This is a genomic window from Actinomadura napierensis, from assembly GCF_039529375.1.
Classification (GTDB): Bacteria; Actinomycetota; Actinomycetes; order Streptosporangiales; family Streptosporangiaceae; genus Spirillospora; species Spirillospora napierensis.
Genome location: NZ_BAAAMR010000079.1, coordinates 19,437 through 42,016 on the forward strand (window position 1 = coordinate 19,437; position 22,580 = coordinate 42,016).

Annotated in this window: 21 protein-coding genes; 9 read left to right on the forward strand and 12 right to left on the reverse strand. The window is 73.2% G+C overall.

Annotated elements, in window-relative coordinates; genetic code table 11:
• Nucleotides 1-9 precede the first annotated feature (9 nt).
• A complete protein-coding gene (locus ABD296_RS34460; RefSeq protein WP_344277104.1) occupies nt 10-711 on the forward strand; it encodes a PIG-L deacetylase family protein in 702 nt (233 codons plus the stop codon).
• Nucleotides 712-1,006: 295 nt separating this feature from the next.
• Here ABD296_RS34460 and ABD296_RS34465 read toward each other — a convergent pair whose 3' ends face one another.
• A complete protein-coding gene (locus tag ABD296_RS34465; RefSeq protein ID WP_344277108.1) occupies nt 1,007-1,831 on the reverse strand; it encodes a DUF3710 domain-containing protein in 825 nt (274 codons plus the stop codon).
• Between the two features lie 3 nt (nt 1,832-1,834).
• The gene (gene dut, locus ABD296_RS34470) at nt 1,835-2,308 is read right to left on the reverse strand and encodes a dUTP diphosphatase (protein WP_344277111.1); all 474 of its coding nucleotides are present in this window, start codon (nt 2,306-2,308) and stop codon (nt 1,835-1,837) included.
• A 153-nt stretch (nt 2,309-2,461) separates the two neighbouring features.
• On the opposite strand from dut, the gene ABD296_RS34475 reads away from it, so the two are divergent.
• The 3 genes from ABD296_RS34475 (at nt 2,462) to ABD296_RS34485 (ending at nt 4,941) form a co-directional block, all read left to right on the forward strand.
• On the forward strand, nt 2,462-2,794 hold the full coding sequence (locus ABD296_RS34475; protein WP_344277114.1) for a DUF6412 domain-containing protein: 333 nt from the start codon (nt 2,462-2,464) through the stop codon (nt 2,792-2,794).
• 44 nt (nt 2,795-2,838) lie between these two features.
• Nucleotides 2,839-3,561 carry a YidC/Oxa1 family membrane protein insertase gene (locus ABD296_RS34480; RefSeq protein ID WP_344277117.1) on the forward strand — a complete coding sequence of 241 codons (723 nt, stop codon included), beginning with the start codon at nt 2,839-2,841 and terminating at the stop codon, nt 3,559-3,561.
• 93 nt (nt 3,562-3,654) lie between these two features.
• Nucleotides 3,655-4,941: a cytochrome P450 gene (locus ABD296_RS34485; RefSeq protein ID WP_344277120.1), complete on the forward strand. Its 1,287-nt coding sequence runs from the start codon at nt 3,655-3,657 to the stop codon at nt 4,939-4,941.
• 78 nt (nt 4,942-5,019) lie between these two features.
• On the opposite strand, the gene ABD296_RS34490 is transcribed toward ABD296_RS34485, so the two are convergent.
• Together ABD296_RS34490 and ABD296_RS34495 are read right to left on the reverse strand one after the other, a co-directional pair.
• Nucleotides 5,020-5,916, reverse strand: coding sequence for a metal-dependent hydrolase (locus tag ABD296_RS34490; RefSeq protein WP_344277123.1), 897 nt, complete (start codon nt 5,914-5,916; stop codon nt 5,020-5,022).
• 4 nt (nt 5,917-5,920) lie between these two features.
• Nucleotides 5,921-6,916 (reverse strand): alpha/beta fold hydrolase, encoded by a 996-nt coding sequence (locus ABD296_RS34495; protein WP_344277177.1) that lies wholly within the window; start codon nt 6,914-6,916, stop codon nt 5,921-5,923.
• Between the two features lie 70 nt (nt 6,917-6,986).
• On the opposite strand from ABD296_RS34495, the gene ABD296_RS34500 reads away from it, so the two are divergent.
• Nucleotides 6,987-7,631, forward strand: coding sequence for a TetR/AcrR family transcriptional regulator (locus ABD296_RS34500; protein ID WP_344277126.1), 645 nt, complete (start codon nt 6,987-6,989; stop codon nt 7,629-7,631).
• Nucleotides 7,632-7,653: 22 nt separating this feature from the next.
• Here the strand turns inward: ABD296_RS34500 and valS are convergent, their stop codons facing one another.
• The gene (gene valS, locus ABD296_RS34505; protein ID WP_344277129.1) at nt 7,654-10,197 is read right to left on the reverse strand and encodes a valine--tRNA ligase; all 2,544 of its coding nucleotides are present in this window, start codon (nt 10,195-10,197) and stop codon (nt 7,654-7,656) included.
• A 125-nt stretch (nt 10,198-10,322) separates the two neighbouring features.
• Between valS and ABD296_RS34510 the strand changes: the two genes are divergently transcribed.
• Nucleotides 10,323-10,610: a DUF4235 domain-containing protein gene (locus ABD296_RS34510; RefSeq protein WP_344277180.1), complete on the forward strand. Its 288-nt coding sequence runs from the start codon at nt 10,323-10,325 to the stop codon at nt 10,608-10,610.
• Between the two features lie 164 nt (nt 10,611-10,774).
• On the opposite strand, the gene ABD296_RS34515 is transcribed toward ABD296_RS34510, so the two are convergent.
• Nucleotides 10,775-11,581 (reverse strand): hypothetical protein, encoded by an 807-nt coding sequence (locus tag ABD296_RS34515; protein WP_344277132.1) that lies wholly within the window; start codon nt 11,579-11,581, stop codon nt 10,775-10,777.
• 10 nt (nt 11,582-11,591) lie between these two features.
• Nucleotides 11,592-11,888 (reverse strand): DUF4193 domain-containing protein, encoded by a 297-nt coding sequence (locus ABD296_RS34520; protein WP_117404125.1) that lies wholly within the window; start codon nt 11,886-11,888, stop codon nt 11,592-11,594.
• Between the two features lie 521 nt (nt 11,889-12,409).
• Between ABD296_RS34520 and ABD296_RS34525 the strand changes: the two genes are divergently transcribed.
• Nucleotides 12,410-14,122, forward strand: a complete 1,713-nt coding sequence (locus ABD296_RS34525) for a serine/threonine-protein kinase (RefSeq protein WP_344277136.1) — start codon at nt 12,410-12,412, stop codon at nt 14,120-14,122.
• Between the two features lies 1 nt (nt 14,123).
• The gene (locus tag ABD296_RS34530) at nt 14,124-16,940 is read left to right on the forward strand and encodes an ABC transporter substrate-binding protein (protein ID WP_344277140.1); all 2,817 of its coding nucleotides are present in this window, start codon (nt 14,124-14,126) and stop codon (nt 16,938-16,940) included.
• A gap of 15 nt (nt 16,941-16,955) precedes the next feature.
• Here the strand turns inward: ABD296_RS34530 and ABD296_RS34535 are convergent, their stop codons facing one another.
• Nucleotides 16,956-18,254 carry a sensor histidine kinase gene (locus ABD296_RS34535; RefSeq protein ID WP_407061546.1) on the reverse strand — a complete coding sequence of 433 codons (1,299 nt, stop codon included), beginning with the start codon at nt 18,252-18,254 and terminating at the stop codon, nt 16,956-16,958.
• Nucleotides 18,251-18,904 (reverse strand): response regulator transcription factor, encoded by a 654-nt coding sequence (locus tag ABD296_RS34540; protein WP_344277143.1) that lies wholly within the window; start codon nt 18,902-18,904, stop codon nt 18,251-18,253. Before ABD296_RS34540 ends, ABD296_RS34535 begins: the two co-directional genes overlap by 4 nt.
• 209 nt (nt 18,905-19,113) lie before the next feature.
• Between ABD296_RS34540 and ABD296_RS34545 the strand changes: the two genes are divergently transcribed.
• Nucleotides 19,114-19,290 carry a hypothetical protein gene (locus ABD296_RS34545; RefSeq protein ID WP_173095336.1) on the forward strand — a complete coding sequence of 59 codons (177 nt, stop codon included), beginning with the start codon at nt 19,114-19,116 and terminating at the stop codon, nt 19,288-19,290.
• A gap of 66 nt (nt 19,291-19,356) precedes the next feature.
• Here ABD296_RS34545 and ABD296_RS34550 read toward each other — a convergent pair whose 3' ends face one another.
• The 3 genes from ABD296_RS34550 to ABD296_RS34560 all read right to left on the reverse strand — a co-directional run bounded on the left by ABD296_RS34550 (nt 19,357) and on the right by ABD296_RS34560 (nt 22,465).
• Nucleotides 19,357-20,166, reverse strand: a complete 810-nt coding sequence (locus ABD296_RS34550; RefSeq protein WP_344277149.1) for an inositol monophosphatase family protein — start codon at nt 20,164-20,166, stop codon at nt 19,357-19,359.
• Nucleotides 20,163-21,071, reverse strand: coding sequence for a ferrochelatase (locus tag ABD296_RS34555; RefSeq protein WP_344277152.1), 909 nt, complete (start codon nt 21,069-21,071; stop codon nt 20,163-20,165). The genes ABD296_RS34550 and ABD296_RS34555 overlap by 4 nt, the downstream gene beginning before the upstream one ends.
• 113 nt (nt 21,072-21,184) lie before the next feature.
• The gene (locus tag ABD296_RS34560) at nt 21,185-22,465 is read right to left on the reverse strand and encodes a lytic transglycosylase domain-containing protein (protein WP_344277154.1); all 1,281 of its coding nucleotides are present in this window, start codon (nt 22,463-22,465) and stop codon (nt 21,185-21,187) included.
• Nucleotides 22,466-22,580 lie beyond the last annotated feature (115 nt).

The following is a 22,580-nucleotide window of genomic DNA, read 5'->3' on the forward strand; positions in this document are numbered from 1 at the left end:
GATGGGGTCATGGAACCGGTACCCGAGGACTGGGACAGGGCGCTGGCGATCGTCGCGCACCCCGACGACCTGGAGTACGGCGGCTCGACGGCGGTCGCGAAGTGGACGTCGCAGGGCAAGACCGTGACGGAGGTGCTGGCGACCCGGGGCGAGGCGGGAATCGACGGCATGGACCCCGACGAGGTGCGCCGCGTCCGCACCCTGGAGCAGATCGAGGCGGCCCGCCGGGTCGGCGTCGGGAACGTCGAGTTCCTCGACCTGCACGACGGCGTGCTGGAGTACGGGCTGCCGCTGCGGCGCGTCCTCGCGGCGGCGATCCGGCGGCACCGGCCCGAGGTGGTGCTGTCGGTGAACTTCCGGGAGACCTTCCGCGGCGGCGGGTTCAACATGGCCGACCACCGGGTGCTCGGCCTCGCGGTCGCGGACGCGATCCGGGACGCCGCGAACCGCTGGGTGTTCCGCGACCTCGATCTGGAGCCGTGGCAGGGCGTGCGGTTCGCGCTGTTCGGCGGATCGCCGCAGGCCACGCACTACGTCGACGTGACCGGCCATCTCCAGGACGGCATCGACTCACTGCTGGCGCACGAGGTGTACTTCGGCAACCTCGGCGCGGGGTTCGACGCCGCCGCGTTCCTCACCGGCCTCGTCGAGCCGGCCGGGCGCACGGTCGGCGTCCGGCACGCCATGCCCTTCGAGATGATCGAGGCTTGAACAGAGATGATCGAAGCCTGAACAGAGATGATCGAAGCCTGATCAGTGATGATCGAGGCCTGAACGGAGCGGCGGTTCAGTGCCGGGCGTTGGGGCGCTTGCCCTTGTTGTGCTTTCCGCGCTTGCGGGCCCGGCGTTTCCGCGTCTTCTTCGACATGCCCCGATTGACCACCCGATGGGCGCCGGGCGCAAGGGGGCGGACGCCCGCCGGACGCACGAACCCGCCGGGCCGTGCGTCCGAAAAGCGGCGCACGGCCGGGCGGGCGGAGTCGCCCGGAAGGGCGGCGGGCCGGGGTCAGCGGACCTCGGTGATCTCGGGGCCGCGCTCGAACGGGTTGAAGTTCTGCTCGCCGCCCTCCTCGCCGTTCTCCCCGGCCTCGCTGAACTCCTTGGGGATCTTCAGCTCGAGCAGGTCGCGGGGCGGCATCGGCGCGTCGCCGCGGAAGACGACGACGCCGCGCAGCACGTCCTCCAGGACCTGCCACTGCTCCTCGTCCTCGATCGCGGCGCCCTGCACCACGGCCTGCAGGAACCAGCGGGGGCCGTCCACGCCGAGGAAGCGGATGATCTGCGGCGCCCAGCCCTGCTCGACGAACTCCTGCGGGATCTGCTCGCGGACCTCCTGCGGCATCTCCGCGAGGACCTCCTCGGTCAGCGCGGCGGGGATCATCGCCAGCAGCTCGGGGCCGAACGGGCCCTCGCCCTCCTGGGTCTGCCCCTGCGCCTCCTCCTGGATGTCCTTGGCGGTCTCACGCCGCACGTCGTCCCAGATGCCGCTGCGCTTGGGCGCGGCGAACACCTGGAGCTGCATGGCGCTCTCCTCGTACTGCACCAGCACCGCGACCGGCCGGCCGTCGAGGGGGTTGCCCTCATCGTCGACCTGGGTGGCCTCGAAGTTCACCTGGAACCCGAGCCCGGGCGCGATCGGCACCTGCATGGAGCCGAAGTCCAGGCGCTGCAGTTCGGGGAAGGAGTCCTCGGAGTCCCACGGCCCGCCCTCGGACTGGCCCGCCGCGGCGGAGGCCTCCTCGGCGTCCTCGCCGGCGGCCTCCGCCGACTCCTCGGTCACCTCGGTCTCCTCCGCGGGCTCCTCGGCCTGCCGGCGACGTCCAAAAGCCACGACTCACGCTCCTTCTCGACTGTGCTCATTATCGACGAACCCGCCCGTGGAGCCGAATCCGCCGGTTCCGCGTGCCGATCCGGGAAGGTCGGCGACCTCGTGGAACACAGCCTGCTCCACCCGCTGCACGACCATCTGCGCGATGCGGTCGCCGCGCCGCAACCGCACCGCGGCGCGGCGGTCGGTGTTCAGCAGGGTCACCTTGATCTCACCCCGATAGCCGGCGTCGACCGTACCGGGTGCGTTGACTATGGTCACCCCCAACCTAGCGCCCAAACCGGACCGGGGGTGAATGAAAGCGGCGTAGCCGTCGGGCAGCGCGATCGCCATGCCCGTGGGCACCACGGCGCGCTCCCCCGGCGCCAGCTCGACGTCCTCGGCGGCGACCAGGTCGGCGCCGGCGTCGCCCGCGTGCGCGTACTGCGGCAGGGGCAGCTCCGGATCGAGCCGCTTGATCAGTACGTCGACCTTGCCCAACGGTCCCACCTCGCCTTCGGGAGCATTCCGGCGGTCCCGCCGAGAAGCCACCCGACACTACCGGGACGTGCGCGCCGGCCCGTCCCTGAAACGCCGCGGCGCCCGCCATCTTCACTACGGCCAGCGCCGGACAATCCGGACGAGTGAGAGACTATGGACGTCCGTGAGGTCAGGAAGGTCCGTTCCATGGTCTGGTCGCTGGTGATCGCCGCGCTGTTGCGGGTGCTCGCCGTGGCCGAATGGGCCGCGACGGCGCCGGGGCAGCCGGCGCTGCTGACGCTGGCGACGTTCACCGTGGCGGGAATTCTCGTGCTGGCGGCGCTGCGCGTCCACGCGGCGCGCCGCGGGCATCGGGCCACACTGGCGCGGGTGCGGACGACCTTGCGGGAACGGACGCTGCGGACGGCCTTCCTGCCGCAGCGCGATCCGGACGCGGCGGGACGCCCCCGCCCGCGAGCACCGGGAGCGGAGATCGCGGCCGCCTGAGCGCGGCCGGCACGCCATCGATCTCCTCTTACCGGAAGGCTGTCATGTTCCTGCTCGATGCTCCTGTTCCGATCGCGTACGCCCTGGTCACGGGGTTGGCCGACGGTATTCACCCGGTCGCCGGGCCGATGGCCGCGGCCACGGCGATCATCGTGTTCACGCTCCTGGTGCGGCTGGCGATGCTGCCGCTCGCCGTCGCGGCCGCCAGGGGAGAGCGGACGCGGGCGCGGCTGCTCCCCAAGGTCCGCGACCTGCAACAGCGCCACAAGAAGAACCCCGAGCGGCTCAAGCGGGAAACGGCCGCACTCTATGAGGCCGAGGGGGCGACACCACTGACGGGGTGCCTGCCCATGTTCGCGCAGGTGCCCTTCTTCATGGTGATGTACCGGCTGTTCCGGTCGGCGACGGTGGCGGGGCACCAGAACGCGCTGCTCGCGCACACGTTGCTGGGGGCGCCGCTGGGGCAGAACTGGATCGGGCTGGTCGGCGGCGGGCTGTTCGCTCCGCCGTCGCTGGTGTTCCTCGGGCTGCTCGCGCTGCTGGCGGCGCTGGCGGTGTGGTCGTCGCGGCGGACGGCTGCGACGGCTTCGGCAGGGACGGCTCCGGCGGGGGCGGCGGGCGTCCTGGCCCGGGTCGCGCCGTTCGGGACGGTGGTGTTCGCGGTGTTCATGCCGCTGGCCGCCGGGCTGTACCTGCTGGCGTCCGGCACGTGGACGGCCGTCGAGCGCGCGGTCCTGCACCGGAGGATCGTGGCGCCGGCGGCCTGAATCGCCCGGGGCGCCTTGACGATGCCCGGGGAACGCCGCTTCGATAGAAACCGAACCTGATTCTGGACACGGCGCCGAAGGCGGTGAGCGGTTGTGACGACCGCGGCACGGGACACGATCGACGGCAATCTGTCCTCGCTGGAGTTCTGGGCCGAGCCCCCGGACCGGCGGCTCGCGGCCTTCGCCCGCCTGCGGGAGCTGGACCATCCGGCGTTCTTCCCGGAGCTGAAGCTGCCGTTCGTCAGGGCGGGCGCCGGCTTCTACGCGCTGGCCAGGCACGCCGACGTGGTCGAGGCCAGCCGGTCGCCGCAGATCTTCAGCAGCGAGCCGTGCTCCAACAGCATCGCGGACCTGCCGCGCTTCCTGGCCCGCTACTTCGGCTCGATGATCAACATGGACGACCCGCGGCACGCCAAGATCCGCCGGATCGTGTCGCGGGCGTTCACCCCGCGCGTCCTGGAGAAGATGGAGGACGACCTCCAGAGGAGCGCCACCCGGATCGTGGACGAGCTGGTCGCCAAGGGGTCCGCCGACTTCGTCACCGACGTCGCCGCGCGGCTCCCGCTCCAGGTCATCTGCGACATGATGGGCATCCCCGAGCACGTCCGCCCGATGGTGTACGACCGGACGAACCTCATCCTGGGCCTCGGCGACCCCGAGTACACCGGCGGCAAGGACTACACCCGCGACGGCATCACCCGGATGGGCGCGCTGTACGGGCTGCTCAAGGTGCTGGCGGCCGGGTACGAGCTGAACCACCTGGCGATGAAGCTGGCCCGGCAGCGCCGCCGGAACCCCGGCGACGACCTCGTGTCGGCGCTGATCGCGGCGAACGTGGACGGCGAGTCGCTGACCGACCAGGAGATCGGCTCGTTCTTCATCCTGCTGGTGGTGGCCGGCAACGAGACGACCCGCAACGCCATGTCGCACGGGCTGAAGCTGCTCACCGACAACCCCGAGCAGCGCGCCCTGCTGCTGGAGGACTTCGACGCGCACATCCCGGGCGCGGTCGAGGAGATCGTCCGGCTGGCGACGCCGGTCATCCAGTTCCGCCGGACGCTGACCCGCGACCACGTGATGAACGGCCACGAGTACAAGGCGGGCGACAAGGTCCTGCTCTTCTACAACTCCGCCAACCGGGACGGGACGGTCTTCGAGAACCCCGACGCGTTCGACATCACCCGCTCGCCGAACCCGCACGTCGGGTTCGGCGGGCCCGGGCCGCACTTCTGCCTCGGCGCGAACCTCGCCCGGCGCGAGATCACGGTGATGTACCGGGAGCTGTTCACCCGGGTGCCGCACATCCGCGCGACGGGCGAGCCGGACCGGCTGTTCTCCAGCTTCATCAACGGGATCAAGCATCTGCCCTGCGCGTTCTGAGTCCCGGCGGCAGGCGGGAAGGGTGCGGCGGGCCCGGCCGGCGTGGCGCGGATTTACGGCGTCCGGGCCCGCCGCGGCTCACGTCCCCGGCCGTCCCGCGTAGCCCGCGGCGCGCGCCGCCGGGGAGACCGCCAGGTAGTCCAGGGCGCGCTGGGTGGAGCATTCGGCGGACGGGTGGTAGTCGCGCCGCAGGTAGGCGCGCGCGGCGGCGACCATGAACCGGTTGCTGGGGAACAGCCCGCGCCGCACCGCCCGCCGGTAGTCGCGGATCCGCGGCCGGACGCCCTTCAGCGCCGGGTCGGCGCGGCACAGGTACGCGGCGCCCACGTACACCATCAGCGGCATCGCCAGCACGCCGATGAAGAACGCGATGAACCGCAGCCAGTACCGTCCGGCGACGTGCTGGTACACATCGAACGCCACGGACCGGTGCTCGACCTCTTCGGCGCCGTGCCAGCGCAGCAGGTCCATCATCGTCGGGTCGGCGCCGGCGTCGTCCAGAGCGCGGGCGTCCAGGATCCACTGGCCGAGCGCGGCCGTGTAGTGCTCGATCGCGGCGATGATCCCGATCCGGAAGACCAGCCACCGGCGGCGCGGGACGAGCGGCACCGGGCAGCGGTCGCCGAGGATCCGCTTGAACAGCCACTCGATCCGGCCGGTCAGCGGACGCGGGTCGAGGCCCTGCGCGAGCATCTGCCGGTCCAGGACGCCCTGGTGGGAGTAGGCGTGCACCGCCTCCTGGCCCATGAAGCCCTTGACCTCCCGGTAGAGGCGCTCGTCGTCCTCGACCAGGGGCAGCGTCTGCTTGTAGACGTGGACGAACCACCGTTCGCCGGCGGGCAGGAGCAGGTGCAGCACGTTGATGAAGTGGGTGGCGACCGGCTCGCCGGGGATCCAGTGCAGCGGCGTGTCCGCCCAGTCGAACTTCACCCGGCGCGGGGTGATGGCGGGGTGCCGCTCGTCGATCTCGCTCATGCCGTCACTCCCCCGCCGCCACGACCTCGCCCTGGACGGGCACCTGCGCGCTCCGCAGCCCGTTCGTCTCGGCACCGCCCTCGATGTGCCGGGCGAACTCGGCGATCCACGCCGCGACCTGCGCGGGCTCCTTGCGGACGGCGCCCCAGTGACCGACCGGGATCTCCCGCCGCCAGAGCCGGTCGACGTACCGGGTGAGGTCCTTGGACTGGTGCGGCGAGACGAACGCGTCCCGCGTCGCCGCGATGACCTGCACCGGAACGTCCGTCGTCGCCATGGAACCGGGACGCAGGAAGCGGACGGCGTTGGCGCGGTAGAGCTTCATCCCGCACAGCGCGTCCTTCTGGAACGTGTCGCCGTGCCAGCCCTCGATGCCCTCCATCCGCTCGATCACGACCGGGAAGATCCTGGCGCCCCCGAGACGCCAGGCGATTTGGGGGATCCCTGGGATCGCTCCGAACATCAGGTACCAGGAACGGGCGAACTGGCCGGCCAGTTGCAGGACGTTGCGGGGCGTCGGGCGCCGCAGCCGGTCGCGCACCCACTGCCCGAAGTGCTCGATGCACGGTCCGGAGATCGAGGTGAACGAGGCGACGCGTCCAGCGACGGCGTCGCCGGTGACCGCGCCCCAGCCCTGCACCGAACCCCAGTCGTGGCCGACCAGGTGGACGGGGCGGCCGGGCGACACCGCGTCGATCACCGCGCGCAGGTCGGCGGCGAGGTTCTCCATGGCGTAGGCCTTGCTCCGGCGCGGCCGGGACGAGCCTCCGGCACCGCGCACGTCGTAGGTCACGACATGGAAGTCCTCGGCGAGGAGATCCGCTATCGGCTCCCAGACGACCGCGCTGTCGGGGTAGCCGTGCACGAGCACGACCGTCGGGGCCGTCCTCGGCCCCCGTTCGCGGACGGCGAGCTTCACCCCGTCCGCCTTCACGCGCCGGTGCTTCACCTGCACCTGCGCGGTTTTCGCCGCGGCCTCGCCGCGCGGCATCACGTCCATCGCCACCCACCCAATTAGACTTGGGATCTAATATGATGACGGGGTTGAATGAAAGTCAAGAGGGGGCGCGATGACAGCCGGAACCCGGCCGGACGGCCCGCACGCCGCCTCCGGCGGCACGGCGCGGGAGGGAGGCGCGCGCCGGGCCGCGATCCTCGACGCCGCGTCCAGGCTGTTCGCCGACCGCCCGTACGACGCGCTGTCCATCGACGACATCGCGGCCGAGGCCGGAGTGGCCAAGGGCCTGATCTATTACTACTTCGGCAGCAAGCGCGGGCTGTTCCTGGCCGTGATCGGCGCGGCCGCGCAGGCGCTGAACGCGCTGGCCGAGGAGTTCGGCGGGCACTCCCCCGCCGACCGGCTGATCCGCACCCTCGACGGGTTCCTGTGGTGGGCCGGCACGCACCGCTCGGCGTTCCAGACGATCACCAGCGGCGGCGTCGGCGTGGACGCCGAGGTGCTGGAACTGCACCGCGCCTCGCGCAAGCGGCTGCTGGCCGCGATGTCCGCCGGGCTGATCGGCTCCCCCACGCCGCGGCCCGCGCTGCGCGTGGCGCTGGAGGGCTGGCTGTCGTTCGTCGAGGGCGCGACCGCGTCCTGGCTGGAGGGCGGCGACCTCAGCCGCGAGGACGTCCGCGACCTGGCCGTCCGCGTGCTCGGCGGCGCGCTGAAGGCCGCCGGGCACACCGACCCCGGCTGCGACCGCCCCGGCTGACCTCCCGGGACGGCCGCGGGACTCAGCCGGCGGGCGCCAGCGTCACGTCCACCGTCAGCCCGGCGGGGGCGCTCTCCAGCGTCAGCTCGGCGATCCGTCCGGCGGCGGCCAGATCCGGCCGCGCGATCCGTCCGGCCTCCGCGCCGCGCACCACGGCCCGGGACACGTCCGCGCGCATCGACGCCCTCGCCTCCGACTTGGCCTTGCGGACCTGCCGCAGCGCCTCGCCGGTGGCGGCGAGCACCGCCGGGTCGCCGCCCGCGGGCAGCTCGGCCGGCAGCGGCCAGGACGCGGCGTGCACCGAGCCCTTCCGCCACCACGACCAGACCTCCTCGGTCACGAACGGCAGGACCGGCGCGAAAAGCCGCAGCAGCACCGACAGCGCCGCCCGCAGCGCCGCGCGCGCCGACTGCGCCTCCGGGCCGTCCCCGTACGCGCGGGCCTTGACCAGCTCCAGGTAGTCGTCGCAGAACTCCCAGAAGAACCGCTCCGTGCGCTCCAGGGCGCGCGTGTAGTCGTAGCCCTCGAACGCCTCCGTGGCGTCCTCGACGACCTTGGACAGCGCGGCCAGCATCGCCCGGTCCAGCGGCTCGCTCACCGCCGCGTCCGCCTCGACCTCGCCGAGCCCCAGCACGAACTTGGACGCGTTGAGGACCTTGATGGCGAGCCGCCGGCCGACCTTGATCTGGCCGGTGTCGAACGCGGTGTCGGTGCCCGGCCGGCCGCTCGCCGCCCAGTACCGGACGGCGTCCGAGCCGTATTCGCGCAGCAGGTCGATCGGGGTGACCACGTTGCCCTTGGACTTCGACATCTTCTTGCGGTCCGGGTCGAGGATCCAGCCCGACAGCGCGGTGTCGGTCCACGGCAGCGACCCGTGCTCCAGGTGCGCCCGGACGACCGTGGAGAACAGCCACGTCCGGATGATGTCGTGCGCCTGCGGCCGCAGGTCGTAGGGGAACACCCGGGAGAACAGGTCGGCGTCGCGCTCCCAGCCGCCCGCGATCTGCGGCGTCAGCGACGACGTGGCCCAGGTGTCCATGACGTCCGGGTCGCCGATGAAGCCGTCCGGCTTGCCGCGCTGGTCCTCGGTGTAGCCCGGCGGGACGTCCGAGGACGGGTCGACGGGCAGCGCGTCCTCCGGCGGGGTGATCGGGTCGTCGTAGCGCGGCTCTCCAGAGCCGTCCAGCGGGTACCAGACCGGGATCGGCACGCCGAAGAACCGCTGCCGGGAGATCAGCCAGTCGCCGTTGAGGCCCTCGACCCAGTTCTCGTAGCGGGCCTTCATGTAGGGCGGGTGCCAGTTCAGCTCCGCGCCGCGCGCGAGCAGCTCGGCGCGGGTCGCGGCGTCGCGGCCGCCGTTGCGGATGTACCACTGCCGGGTCGTGACGATCTCGAGCGGCTTGCTGCCCTTCTCGTAGAACTTCACCGGCCGGCTGATCTTGCGGGGCTCGCCGTCGAGGTCGCCGGACTCGCGCAGCATCTCGACGACGCGTTCCTTGGCGGAGAACACCGTCTTACCGGCCAGCTCCGCGTACGGCTCCGCCGGCACGCCGGCGGGCGGCTCGGCAGCGAGCCGGCCGTCCCAGCCGATCACCGCGCGGGTCGGCAGGTCCAGCTCGCGCCACCAGGTGACGTCCGTGACGTCGCCGAACGTGCAGATCATCGCGATGCCCGACCCCTTGTCGGGCTCGGCGAGCCGGTGCGCCAGCACCGGGACCTCGACGCCGAACAGCGGCGTGCGGACCGTCGTGCCGAACAGCTCCCGGTACCGCTCGTCGTCGGGGTGCGCGACCAGCGCGACGCACGCGGGCAGCAGCTCCGGACGCGTCGTCTCGATGTAGACGGGCCGCTCGCCGCCGTGGAAGCGGATCCGGTGGAACGCGCCCGGCTGCTCGCGGTCCTCCAGCTCGGCCTGCGCGACCGCCGTGCGGAACGTCACGTCCCACAGCGTCGGCGCCTCCGACACGTACGCCTCGCCGCGCGTCAGGTTCCGCAGGAACGCGCGCTGCGACGCCGTCCGGGACACGTCGCCGATCGTGGTGTAGAGGTGGGTCCAGTCGACCGACAGGCCGACGGTCCGCCACATCTCCTCGAACGCCTTCTCGTCGACCTCGGTGAGCCGCTCGCACAGCTCGATGAAGTTGCGCCGCGAGACCGGCTGCTGGCGTGGACCACCCCCACGTGCGTGGGGAGCACGCTGTGCGAGCGGCTCGAAATCAGGATCGTAGGGCAGCGACGGGTCGCACCGCACGCCGAAGTGGTTCTGCACGCGCCGCTCGGTGGGCAGCCCGTTATCGTCCCAGCCCATCGGGTAGAAGACCGCGCGACCGCGCATGCGGTGGAACCGGGCGACGGTGTCGGTGTGGGTGTAGGAGAAGACGTGGCCGACGTGGAGGGACCCGCTCACGGTGGGCGGCGGAGTGTCGATCGAGTAGACCTCGCCGCGCGGCCGGGTGCGGTCGAAGCGATAGACGCCGGTGTCCTCCCAGGCGCGTACCCACTTGTCCTCCAGGCCGTCCAGGGAGGGCTTGGAAGGGACGCTCGGCGTACGCGGCTGCTCTGTCATGGCCCAATGGTATTGACATCGGCCCCGCCCGGAGGCCACCCGCCCGCGCCGACGCTGCGGCCTTTCCCGCCCGGAGCGGGGCGTTCCGGTAGCGTCGGGGGCGACAGGACGACTGGAGGACGATGATGGCGGACAAAGGCGACATCGGCTATCGGGTGATGGCCGGCGCCGCGGCCTTCGCGAGCGGCTTCGTCACGAAGAAGGCGATCACGCTCGTGTGGAAGAAGACCACCGGCAAGGAGCCGCCGACCAATCCCGAGTCGCCGGACGTGGCGCTGGCGGAGGCGATCGGCTGGGCCGTGGTGGTGGGCGTCGGCGTGGAGATCGCGCGGCTGGTGGCCACCCGGGCCGCGGTCCACCAGTGGCACAAGGGCACCGGCGAGCTGCCGTCCCACCTGAAGGTGGACGCCTAGCCCGGCGGTCTGATCACGCGGCCCGGTCGAGGGCCTGAACGGCGTCGTGGCCGGTCCCGGCTCGTCCGGGACCGGCCACGACGCCGTTCGGGCGCGGGATGGAGTGCGGCGCGGTCAGGGGCCGGGCCGCCGTGAGCGGGCCCCTGGCCCGCGGTCGCGAGGAATCAGGGGGGAGGACCGCCCGGGAGCGGGGGCGGGGAGGGCGCGGTGCCGCGCAGGTCCTGCCGGACCTTGGCCGCCAGCGCCCGCGTCGCGGCCCGGTTGAGCGCGGCGCCCGCGGCGGCGCCGGTCAGCAGCGGTCCCATCGTCGTCATGTGGCGGCCGAACGTCCGCATCATCCGTTTTCGGAGCGTCGCCTTCGCCGCCGAGCCGAGCGCGCTGGTGAACGTGCCGCCCTCCAGCGGGTTGACGCCCCGCTGGCGGGCCCACGCGGTGACGAACGCCGCACCGCGCGCGGTGCCCGTCCCCTGCACGCGCACCCCGTACACCTCGTGCAGCTCCGCGATCATCTTCACCTCGATCGCCGCGACCACCAGGGTCTCCGCGGCGATCTGGGCGGGGGCCGTCAGCAGCAGCGGCGGAGCGGCGAACTCCACCGCGGCCAGCGCGCCGCCGGCCGCGCCGACCCCGGTGGTGGCGTGGCCCGCCACCCGGACCACGCTGTCGGCGAGGTCCTCCCCCGCCAGCCCGTGGTGGTGGCGGCTCAGCGTCTCCAGATCGCGGATCGGGATGTGCGGGGCCGCCTCGACCAGCAGGTCGGCGAGCAGGCGGCCGCGCGCGATCCCCGCGGCGCCGGCCCGGCGGGCCCCCTGGCCCAGCAGCCGGGCCAGCCGGCCGAGCAGCCGCCCGCGGGTCTCGCGGTCCATCTCGTCGTCGCCGGCGAGCCTGCCGATCAGCTCGCCGAGCTCGGTGGAGCCGCCGTCGTGCGCCGGCTCCACATCGTCGCGGCGTCTTTCGAGGTCACCCGCCATGCCGAGGCACTCAGGCCGCGCACTCGCGGCAGACCGGCTGGCCGTTCTTCTCGGTGGCCAGCTGGCTGCGGTGGTGCACCAGGAAGCAGCGGGTGCAGGTGAACTCGTCGGCCTGCCGGGGGACCACCCGGAAGGTCAGTTCCTCGTTGGACAGGTCCGCGCCGGGCAGCTCGGCGACCTCACCGGCGTCCAGATCCTCGTCGATGATGCTCGCGGCCTTGTCGGCGCGCCGGGCCTGGAGCTCCTGGAGGCTGTCCTCGCTCAGGTCGTCGTCTGTCTTGCGTGGGCTGTCGTAGTCGGTCGCCATCTTCTATCTCCATCCCCCTCAGTGCTTTATGCGCCCCGTCGCGCGGAACTAACGCTCGGGGGACCGTTCTTGTGCCCGATCCGGGCGGGAAATTCTGTCACGTTTGGTGAGCTGTGACACACGAGGCGCGACCGGTCCCACGGGTGACACCGCTCACCCGTCTCCCATCCTCGCGATGTGTCGTCCCTCACACGTCCGGCCGGCGCTCCGGCGTGCTCCCGAAGGGCCGGCGGCGCCCGCCGGGGGGTACCCGCGGCGGCCGGGATCATATCGGTCCCGGGAGCGTTGCGCGCGCCGACCGGGCCGCGGCGCGCGGGACGGCCCGAACCGGCTGGTCGGCCGCTGAACCAGAAGCTTCGGTGAAACGTCTGAACTAACGCGATATCGTGCCCGCCTGAGGCCGGGGGACGAGCCCGCGCGGGTCCGCCGGCGCGAGCCCGGGTCCCGCGGGGAACCGCGGCCTCGGACGGGCCCGGGCGCATCATGTCGCGGGACATCACTGCGGGTCACTGGAGGATCAGATGCCGGATGCCGCTCCGCTGGAGCCGGGCGATCCCAGGGCGCTGGGTCAGTTCGAGGTCGTCGGCCGGCTCGGCGCCGGAGGGCAGGGCGCGGTCTTCCTCGGGCGGGCGCCGGGCGGCGAGTACGTCGCCGTCAAGCTGCTGCACGCGCAGATGGCCAACGACCCGGCGGCGCGCGCCCGGTTCACCCGGGAGGTGGCGGCGGCCCAGAAGGTGGAGCCGTTCTGCACCGCGCGGGTGCTCGAGGCCGACGTGCACGGCGACCAGCCGTACGTCGTCAGCGAGTTCATCGACGGCCCGTCGCTGCACGACGTGGTCGCGCACAACGGCCCGCTCGGCGCCGCCGAGCTGGAGCGGCTGGCGATCGGCACCGTGACGGCCCTCGCGGCCATCCACGAGGCCGGGATCGTGCACCGCGACTTCAAGCCCAACAACGTGATGCTGGCCTCCGACGGCCCGCGCGTGGTCGACTTCGGCATCGCCCGGACGGTCAACTCGCAGGAGAGCGCCGTCACCGCGACCGGCATGGTGGTCGGCACGCCCGGCTACCTGGCGCCCGAGCAGCTGACCGGCGCGCCGCTGACGCCCGCGGTGGACATCTTCGCCTGGGGCGCGACGATGGTGTTCGCGGCCACCGGGCAGTCGCCGTTCGAGGCCGACACGCTGCCGGTCATCATCAACCGCATCCTCAACGAGGACCCGGACCTCTCGGCGCTGCCGCCGGGGCCGGTGCGCGACCTGGTCGCGCGCTGCCTGTCCAAGGACGCGGGGCTGCGCCCGCCCGCGCCGCAGCTGCTGCTGAACCTGCTCGGCGCCGTCGGCGCCGCGCCCGCGAACCCGGCCGCCGGGCAGGAGGACCTGCTCAACCAGGGCACCCGGATCGCCGCGCAGATGCCGGCGCCGCCGCGGGTGCCGCCCGCGCCGCGTCCGCAGCCGCCGCAGCAGCAGATCACCCCGCCGCCGATGCCGCTGCACCAGGGCGGCATGCAGGGCGGCGGGATGCAGGGCGGCATGGGCGGGCCGACGACGCCGCCCCCGCAGCCGATCACGCCGCCGCCCATGCCGATGTACCAGGGCGGCATGCAGCCCCCGCCGCCGAACATGCCGATGGGGCAGCGGCCCCCCATGCAGCAGCCCCCGATGCAGCCGCCGCCCCCGCCGACGTACGGGCCGCCGCCCCGCAAGTCGAGCTCGCCGGGGCCGGCCATCGCGATCGGCTGCGGCGTGCTGGCGCTGATCGTGCTCATCGGGGTCGTGGTGCTCGTCGTCATCGCGGCCAACAGCGGCGACGACGCCGGCCCCCGCCCGACGGCGACCTCGGTCTACACGCCGCCGACCGACGACGAGACCCCGACCACCACGGGCAAGGGCGGGCTGGTCGGCGTCTGGGACGGCACCGGCTACCAGCCGGGCGCCCCCTCCGGCCACCAGAACTTCACGGCGAAGTTCGCGCTGGTGTACACCTACGGCACCGCGACCTACGACTACAGCGGCGTGCAGCCCACCTGCTACACCAAGCTGTCCCTGCTGTCGGGCGACGAGAGCAGCAGCATGGTCGAGTACCAGGAGACGCCCATGGCCGGGCAGCAGACGGCGAACTGCGCGCCGGGGTACGTCCGCTTCGTGGCCCCCGGCGGCAGCACCATGCGGTGGGAGTGGCGCGAGAACCGCAGCGACCCGACCGCGTCGGCGTCCGGGATCGTGCACAACTGACATGGCCGACATCCGCCCGCTCCGTCCGGGCGATCCGGAGCGCCTGGGCGGCTACCGGCTGACGGGCCTGCTCGGCGAGGGCGGGCAGGGCGCGGTCTACCTCGCCGAGGACGAGCCGGGCCACCGGGTCGCGGTGAAGCTGCTGCACGCGCGCTTCAGCGCCGACCCGAAGGCCCGGTCGCGGTTCGCCGCCGAGGTCGCGGTGGCGCAGCGCGTCTCGGCGTTCTGCACCGCCCGCATCCTGGACTCCGACGTCGAGGGCGACCGGCCCTACATCGTCAGCGAGTACATCGACGGCCCGTCGCTGTCGGCGGCGCTGGCCGGGGGCGGCCCGCGGCGCGGCGCGGACCTGGACCGGCTCGCGATCGGCACGATGACCGCGCTGGCCGCCATCCACCAGGCCGGGATCGTGCACCGCGACTTCAAGCCGGCGAACGTGCTGCTCGCCGAGGACGGCCCGCGGGTCATCGACTTCGGCATCGCCCGGGCGCTGGACGCGACGGGCACGCTGTCCAGCACGGCCGTCGGCACGCCCGCCTACATGGCGCCCGAGCAGATCTCCGGGGCGCCGGTCGGCCCGGCGGCCGACGTGTTCGCCTGGGGCGCCACGATGGCGTTCGCCGCGACCGGCCGTCCCGCCTTCGGGCAGGACTCCATCCCGGCGGTGATGCACCGCATCCTGAACCTGGCGCCGGACCTCGGCATGATGCCCGAGCCGCTGCGCGGCGTCGTGGCGGGCTGCCTCAGCAAGGACCCGGCGCTGCGGCCGGCCTCGCAGCAGGTCCTGGCGATGCTGCTGACGCTGGCGGGCAACCCGCCGAAGCCCGGCGGCGGGGCCGGCGACCGGGCCGACGAGATGCTGAGCCGGGGCGCCGAGACGGCCGCGGCGGACTCGGCGCGGCTCCAGGCGGCGCTGTCGCCGCTGAGCGTCCGGCAGCCGCTGACGCCCGGGCCGCACGACTCGCATCCGCGCTTCGCGCCGGCACCTCAGGGGCCCGTCCCGCAGCCGCCCCCGCCGGCGCCCATGCCGCAGGGCGTCCCGATGCCGGGCCCGCAGGCGCCGGGCGGGCCGTGGTCGGGGCCGTCCGCCTACGCCGGGCCGTCGACCTGGCCGTCCGGACCGCAGGCCCCGCCCGCGCCCGGGGTCGACATGACGAAGCCGCCCCGCCCCGGGTCGCGCAGGCGGATCGGCGTCCTCGCCGGCGCGGGCGGCGCCGCCTTCGTCGCGCTCGCGGTCATCGCCACCGTGATCGTCGTCAACATGAACGGCGGCGGCGACAACGATCCGGAGCCGCCCGTCGGACAGGTCGGCGGGACGTTGCGGATGTCGGTGTCGGACGTCAGCACCGACCAGGGCGCGATCGACCCGTCGCACAGCTTCAGCGGCACCGAGCGGTTCCTTGGCAAGCAGCTGTTCACCGGGCTCACCGAGACCGGGACCGACGGCACGCGGCACAACCGGCTCGCCACCGCCATCAAACCGGACGCCACCTGCACGAACTGGACGATCACCATCCGGGGCGGGACGACCTTCAGCAACGGCGAGCCGGTCGACGCGGCGGCGTTCGCGCGCGGCTGGGCGCGCAGCGCCGCGACCGCGACCGGCGCGGGCCCGGTCCTGATGTCCGACATCGCCGGGTACTCCGAGGTCTCCACGGGGAAGGCGGACGCGCTGTCCGGCGTCCAGGCGACCGGCGACGGGCTGACCGTGCGGCTGACCTCGCCGAGCTGCGACTTCCCCGACCGCCTCGCCGACCCGGTCTTCGCCCCCGTCCCGCGTTCGGCCGGGGCGTCGGCCAACCAGGCCTACAACCTGAACCCCGTCGGCAACGGGCCGTTCAAGCTCCAGACGTACAGCAAGGGCAAGAGCGTCGTGCTCGTCCGCAACGACCGGTGGGCCTTCGGCGCGACCAAGCTCGACGGCGTCGAGGTCGACCTCACCGCGGCGGCGGCCCAGGGGCGCGCCGCGTTCACCGCGGGCAGGGCCGGCTGGGCGTCGCTGCGCGGGTCCGACCTCACCGCCGCGCGCGGGACGAGCGGGCTGGTCACGAGGACGCTGCCGTTCACCCGGATGCTCGTCCCGATCACCGCGCGCGGGCCGATGACGTCCAAGGAGGCCAGGCTCGCGGTGTCCTACGCGCTGGACCGGCGGCAGCTGGCCTCGGTGTGGGGGCCGGCCGACCAGCCGGCGCACGGGATCGTCCCGCCCGCGCTCTCCGGTTTCGGCGCGCCGGGCGCCTGCGCGTCCTGCGACGCGCCCGATCCGGCCAAGGCCAAGCAGCTCGCGCAGCAGGCCGGCCTGCGGCCGGGCACGACCGTCCGGCTGTACCTCCAGCAGTCCACCACGAACCAGCCGGCGGCCGAGGCCGTCGCCCAGCAGCTGAAGTCGGTGCTCGGCTGGAACGTCGAGACGAAGCTGACGCCGATCGCCGACTTCACCAAGTTCCGCAGCACCGTCGTGGCGGACGACGCGTCCGGGCTGATCCTGTTCGCGTGGGGCCCCGACTACCCGGCGCCCTACTCGATGCTGTGGCCGCTGCTCGGCGGCACCATCGTCGCGACCCCGAAGAACGACTACTACAACCTGTCCGGCTGGAAGAGTCAGGGCTTCGACGACCTGATCTCCAACGCGGTCCGCACGTCCGCCGCGTCCGCCCGCACCGACCTGTACAAGCGGGCCGAGAGGACGGCGCTGGACGACATGGCGCTGGTCCCGCTCGTCTACGACGGCGGCGGCGCGCTGGTCAGCGGCAAGTACGTGAACCTGGGGATGGACTACGACGGCGATCCGACGGTGGCGTCCGCCGCGCTGAAGTAGCGGCGGCCGGGGTTCTCAGCCCGGCTGGAGCCGGACGGTGACGATCAGCCCGCCGCCCGGGCGCGGCACCGCGTACACGGCGCCGCGGTGCGCCAGCACCACCGAGCGGACGATCGACAGCCCGAGGCCCGCGCCCTTGGCCGACTCGACGCGGTCGGAGTTCAGCCGCCGGAACGGCTCGAAGAGCCGCTCGACCTCGTAGGCGGGCACGACCGGGCCGGTGTTCTCGACCTGGACGGTGGCGTAGCCGTCGAGCAGCCCGGTGCGGATCCACAGCCCGCCGCCGTCGGCCTCGTTGTGCTTGATCGCGTTGTCGACGAGGTTGGACACCAGGTGCTCCAGCAGCACCGGGTCGCCCAGCGCCGTCCCGGACGTCAGCTCCGGGTGCACGGCCACGTCGTTGTCGTGGTCGCGGCGCGCGGCGTGCTCCAGCACCGTCGCGGCGACCTCGGCGAGGTCGACGGGGGTGCGGTCGGTCAGCTCCCGCTCGCTGCGGGCGAGCAGCAGCAGGCCCTCGATCAGCCGCTCGTGCCGGGCGTTGGTGGCCAGCAGCGTCCTGCCGACGGTGCGCAGGTCGTCGGACGCCTCGGGGTCGCCGAGCGCCACCTCCAGCAGCGTCCGGTTGATCGCCAGCGGCGTGCGCAGTTCGTGCGAGGCGTTCGCGACGAACCGGCGCTGGGAGTCGAACGCCTGCCCGAGCCGCTCCAGCATCGCGTCGAAGGTGTCGGCCAGCTCCTTGATCTCGTCGTCGGGGCCCTCCAGCGCGATCCGCTCGTGCAGGGTGCTCTCCGACAGCCGGCGGGCCGTCGCGGTGACCCGCTGCAGCGGGCTGAGCGCCCGGTCGGCGACGAACCAGCCGAGCACCAGGGTGATCACCCCGACCCCGGCCAGCGCCATCAGCGACCGGCCGACGAGCTGCTTCATCGTCTGCTCGACGAACTGGTGCTGCAGCTCCACCGCCTGCTCGTCGGAGATGAAGCCGAGCCCGATGACCTTGACGTTGCCGAGGATGTTGGCGACCAGCACCGACATCACGAACAGCAGCAGCGCGCCGGCCATGAAGAACAGCAGCCCGTACAGCAGGGTGAGCCGCAGGCGGACGCTCATCCGGCCGGGCAGCTTCTTCAGCTCGCCGAACGAGGCGCCGCCCTCGGCCCGCCACACGCCCCGGCCGCCCTGCTCGGGGCCGGGGACCTGCTGCGGGCCGGGCCGCCGCCACCGGCCGGGGCGCGCGGACCGGTCGTCCTGCCCGATCTGGTCGGTCTCGGGGGCCTGCTCGGCCTCGTGGTCCTGGGGTCCGGATTCGGTCGTCACAGGCGGTATCCCACTCCGGGCACGGTCTCGATCACCGGGGGGTCGCCGAGCTTCTTGCGCAGGGTCATCATGGTGACGCGGACCACGTTGGTGAACGGGTCGATGTGCTCGTCCCATGCCTTCTCCAGCAGCTGCTCGGAGCTGACGACGGCGCCGTCCGCGCTGAGCAGCACCTCCAGCACCGCGAACTCCTTGCGGGTCAGCTCCACCGGATGCGCGTCGCGGGTCACCTCGCGGCGGGCCGGGTCGAGCGCGATCCCGGCGCGCTCCAGCACCGGCGGCAGCGGCGCCGCGGCGCGCCGGCCGAGCGCCCGCACCCGGGCGATCAGCTCGGCGAACGCGAACGGCTTGGCCAGGTAGTCGTCGGCGCCGATGGACAGGCCCTCGACGCGGTCGTCCAGCTCGCCGGCGGCGGTCAGCATGATGATCCGCGCGGGATAGCGCTGCGCGACCAGCTGCTTGCACACGTCGTCGCCGTGCACCCGCGGCAGGTCGCGGTCCAGGACGATCACGTCGTACTCGTTCACCTGGGCGCGCTCCAGTGCGCCGGCGCCGTCGTAGGCCACGTCCACGGCGAGCGCCTCGCGGCGCAGGCCGGTCGCGATCGCGTCGGCGAGCACCCGCTCGTCCTCGACGACTAGAACACGCACTCTGCGTCCCCTTCCGGTCGGGGCGCGGTCCGCCCCGTGGTCCCAGATATGCCACGGAAGTCGTAAGACGCCCGTAAACACCTGTTCAAGGTGGCGTTCGCCCCGCCGCGTTAACTGGCGGTGTAAGGATCCGCGAAAATTGCACTGGCGAACAGGTTTACCTTCAGCCTACGGCTGGGTAGGCATGGGCACGATCCGGGAGGAGGCCCATGGGCGAGTTGTCACGCACGATCAAGCAGCGGCTCGACGACGCGTACGCGTCGCTGCGCAGCGCCCACGCGGAAGGCGACACCTACCTGGCGGACATCCGTCAGGAGGAGATCAACGAACTGCGCCGGATCGCAGCGAACAACGACATCGGCGTCGAACCACCCCGCTGCGACTGAGACGCCCGACGCGCGGAGCCCGGGACGCCCAGGTCCCGGGCTCTTCTCGTCCACCCGGCCGCCCGGCTAGTCCCTGAGGGGGTCCAGGGGCGCCAGGAGCGCGTGCAGCGCCTCGAAGGTGCCCGGCCCGGCCGCCATGGTCAGCTCCGGCCCCGGCGCGGCGCCGTGCAGCCCCTCGACGCGCCCGCCCGCCTCCTGCACGATCAGCGCGCCGGCGCCGATGTCCCACGCCTGGACGCCCCGCTCGTAGTAGGCGTCGAGGCGCCCGGCGGCCAGCGAGCACAGGTCCACACAGCACGACCCGCCGCGCCGGATGTCCCGGACGGCCGGCAGCACCCCGGTGAGCACCCGCGCCTGCGCGGCGCGCCGCCCGGCGTCGTACCCGAACCCCGTCGCGACCAGGGCCTGGCCCAGCGGCACCCGCTCGGTCACCCGCAGCTCGCGGGTCCCGGACGCGGTGTGCAGCAGCGCCCCGCCGCCCCGGAAGGCCGTGTACGACTCGCCGCGCCGCGGCATCTCCACCGCGCCCGCGACCGCGACGCCGTCCACCTCGGCGGCGATGCTGACCGCCCAGTCCGGCAGGTCGTACAGGTAGTTGACGGTCCCGTCGATCGGGTCGACCACCCACCGGACGCCGCTGCCGCCGCCGTGCTCGCCGCCCTCCTCGCCGAGGAAGGCGTCGTCCGGGCGGGCCGCCCGGATCCGCTCGATGATCAGCGCTTCGGCGGCGCGGTCCATCTGGGTGACGACGTCGGTCGGCGACGACTTGGTCTGCACCACGTCCGGGCCGCCGGCCGGACGCTTGTCGACCAGCATCCGGCCCGCCTCCCGGGCGGTCGCGGCGGCCAGCTCCAGCAGGTCCTCCGGCAAGCTCACTTGCTCTCCTCGATCAGCTGACGGGGCAGGGCGGCGAAGCGCGGGTCGCTGCCGGGCGTCGCGGCCCGGACGAACGCGATGCCCAGCTCGGCGGCGCGTCCGGCCGCCTCCACGTCGAGGTCGTACTTGACCTCCATGTGGTCGGAGACGAACCCGACCGGCACGGCCGCCACCGCGCAGACCCCCTCGCCGGCCAGCTTCTCCAGGTGGTCGGTGATCTGCGGCTCCAGCCACGGCTGCGACGGCGGGCCGCTGCGGCTCTGGTAGACCAGGTCCCACGGCGTCCCGGGGGCGGCCCGGTCCGCGACCGTGCGGGCCGCCTGCTCCAACTCGGCGACGTACAGGTCGCGGTTCGGCTGGGACAGCGGGACGCTGTGCGCGGTGAACAGCAGCCGCGCGCCGTCCGGCAGCCGGCCGAGCGCGTCCCGCGCCGCGTCCGTGAACGGGTCGAGGAAGCCGGGCCGGTCCCAGTAGACGGGCAGCTTGTCGATCTCCGGGGCGCCGGGGACCTCCTCGCGCGCCCGCGCGATGTCCTGCAGGTACTGGTCGTTGGTGGAGTAGCCGCTGTAGGCGGACGTGACGAACGCCGCCGCATGCCGGATCCCGTCGTCCTTCATCTGCCGGACGGTGTCGGCCAGGTACGGGGTCCAGTTCCGGTTGCCCCAGTACACCGGCAGGTCCACGCCGTGGGCGGCGAAGTCGGCCTCGATCGCGGCCTTCAGCTCGCGGCACAGCCGGTTGATCGGGCTGACCCCGCCGAACAGGTGGTAGTGCTCCCCCACCTTCTCCAGCCGTTCGCGCGGGATGCCGCGGCCGCGGGTGACGTTCTCCAGGAACGGGATCACGTCCTCGGGCCCCTCCGGCCCCCCGAAGGACAGCAGAAGCAACGCGTCATGGGACGTCATGCCCTCCATCCAACCAGCCCGCTCCCGGTGCCCCGCCACGGGCGGAGCACCGGGCCGTCGCGTCGGCAACTCGCCGAGGGGACGGCCTCCCCGATGAGGACCGAGCCGACCGGTCAGCGGTAGCGGGCCGCGTACGCCCTGGCGAGGTTCAGCACCTTCTGGACGTACCAGTCGGCGTGGTTGTAGTGCCAGACCGCCTGGTACAGCTGCTGCCCGCCCTTGCCCGCGCCGTTGGCGCACAGGTACTTCGCCGCGCCCGGGATGGCGTCGTAAGGGTTCATGATGTCGGCCTTGCCGTCCCGGTCGCCGTCCACCCCGTAGACCTTCCAGGTGGCCGGCATGAACTGCATCGGGCCGAGCGCGCCGGCGCTGGAGCGCCCGGCGTTGCGTCCGTGGTCGCTCTCCACCTGGCCGATCGCGGCGAGCACCGTCCACGACAGGCCCGGGCAACCGGTGGCGGCCTGCTTGTACAGGTCGAGGTAGCTGGTCGCCTTCCCGCCGGTACCGGACGACTGGTACTTGGCGTCGTGCAGGTTCACCACGTTCGAGTGCGCGCCGAGGATCTTGCGGACCGCCCTGACGACCTTGGCGGGGCTCACCCCGGGCGCGTTCACCAGCAGCGCGACGTTCGGCACGAGGCCCATCTGCGTCCCGGACTTCTTGCTGACCAGCATGTTGATCCCGGGCAGGCCCAGCTCCCCGGAGCCGCCCATGGTCAGCTTCGGGATCGTCCGGCCGACCACCGGGTACTCGTAGCCGCGGGTCAGCTGCAGCTGCTCGGCGGCCTCCGGCGAGACCACGAACCGGTCGGCGGCGAGCGCCGCCCACAGGTCGGTCTTCTTCGCGGTGCCGGGCGGCGTCCAGGAGCGGAACGAGGACGGGTCGACCGCGAACGCGTTCACCTGCCGGCCCTGGAGCTGGACGGCCCCGCCCGCGACCGCGACCACGTCGCGGACCTTCGTCAGCTTCGCGATCTTGGCGATCTTGGCGGCGGAGATGGACCCGGGCTCGGCGGCGAGCACGTCCGGCGGGACGACGCGGCGCAGCGGGGCGACCTGCCCGCCGTCGACGACCTTCACCGGGTCGCCCGGGCCCGCGCTCGGCGGCGGGTCGCCGTGCGGCCCGCCGGAGGAGGCGGACGGCGTGGAGTCGTCCGTGGTCAGCGCCGCGTAGACCCCCGCGGACGTGCTGGCGACCGCGAGCACGGCGATGGTCGCGATGAGCAGCGGCAGGCTCCGCCGCAGGCCGCCCGGCGCCGGGTCCCGGCCGGCGGCGCGCACCGGCCGGCCCTGGCGCTTCTTCTTCTGCGGCCTCTGCCGGGGCGGGCGCCCGGCCGGCGCGGGGGCGTCCGGCGCCCCGTCCGCGGCCGCGCGCGGTGCTGATGGAGGAGCCACAACATTTCCCAACGAGTGTCGCTACGGGTGAGTTACACGTCTTGGCACTTCTTTCCCCCAGGTAACGTGATCATGGGGCTGAAGTCGAACGACGGGCGCCGGGGGCGCCCCTCCT

What these genes read in the sequence shown, in the direction of transcription:
- ABD296_RS34525 (WP_344277136.1), top strand. Translation starts at nt 12,410, where the DNA reads ATGCCGGATGCCGCTCCGCTGGAGCCGGGCGATCCCAGGGCGCTGGGT.
- ABD296_RS34510 (WP_344277180.1), top strand. Translation starts at nt 10,323, where the DNA reads ATGGCGGACAAAGGCGACATCGGCTATCGGGTGATGGCCGGCGCCGCG.
- ABD296_RS34500 (WP_344277126.1), top strand. Translation starts at nt 6,987, where the DNA reads ATGACAGCCGGAACCCGGCCGGACGGCCCGCACGCCGCCTCCGGCGGC.
- ABD296_RS34555 (WP_344277152.1), bottom strand. Translation starts at nt 21,071, where the DNA reads ATGACGTCCCATGACGCGTTGCTTCTGCTGTCCTTCGGGGGGCCGGAG.
- ABD296_RS34490 (WP_344277123.1), bottom strand. Translation starts at nt 5,916, where the DNA reads ATGAGCGAGATCGACGAGCGGCACCCCGCCATCACCCCGCGCCGGGTG.
- ABD296_RS34515 (WP_344277132.1), bottom strand. Translation starts at nt 11,581, where the DNA reads ATGGCGGGTGACCTCGAAAGACGCCGCGACGATGTGGAGCCGGCGCAC.
- ABD296_RS34520 (WP_117404125.1), bottom strand. Translation starts at nt 11,888, where the DNA reads ATGGCGACCGACTACGACAGCCCACGCAAGACAGACGACGACCTGAGC.
- ABD296_RS34480 (WP_344277117.1), top strand. Translation starts at nt 2,839, where the DNA reads ATGTTCCTGCTCGATGCTCCTGTTCCGATCGCGTACGCCCTGGTCACG.
- ABD296_RS34545 (WP_173095336.1), top strand. Translation starts at nt 19,114, where the DNA reads ATGGGCGAGTTGTCACGCACGATCAAGCAGCGGCTCGACGACGCGTAC.
- valS (WP_344277129.1), bottom strand. Translation starts at nt 10,197, where the DNA reads ATGACAGAGCAGCCGCGTACGCCGAGCGTCCCTTCCAAGCCCTCCCTG.
- ABD296_RS34495 (WP_344277177.1), bottom strand. Translation starts at nt 6,916, where the DNA reads ATGGACGTGATGCCGCGCGGCGAGGCCGCGGCGAAAACCGCGCAGGTG.
- ABD296_RS34460 (WP_344277104.1), top strand. Translation starts at nt 10, where the DNA reads ATGGAACCGGTACCCGAGGACTGGGACAGGGCGCTGGCGATCGTCGCG.
- ABD296_RS34475 (WP_344277114.1), top strand. Translation starts at nt 2,462, where the DNA reads ATGGACGTCCGTGAGGTCAGGAAGGTCCGTTCCATGGTCTGGTCGCTG.
- ABD296_RS34530 (WP_344277140.1), top strand. Translation starts at nt 14,124, where the DNA reads ATGGCCGACATCCGCCCGCTCCGTCCGGGCGATCCGGAGCGCCTGGGC.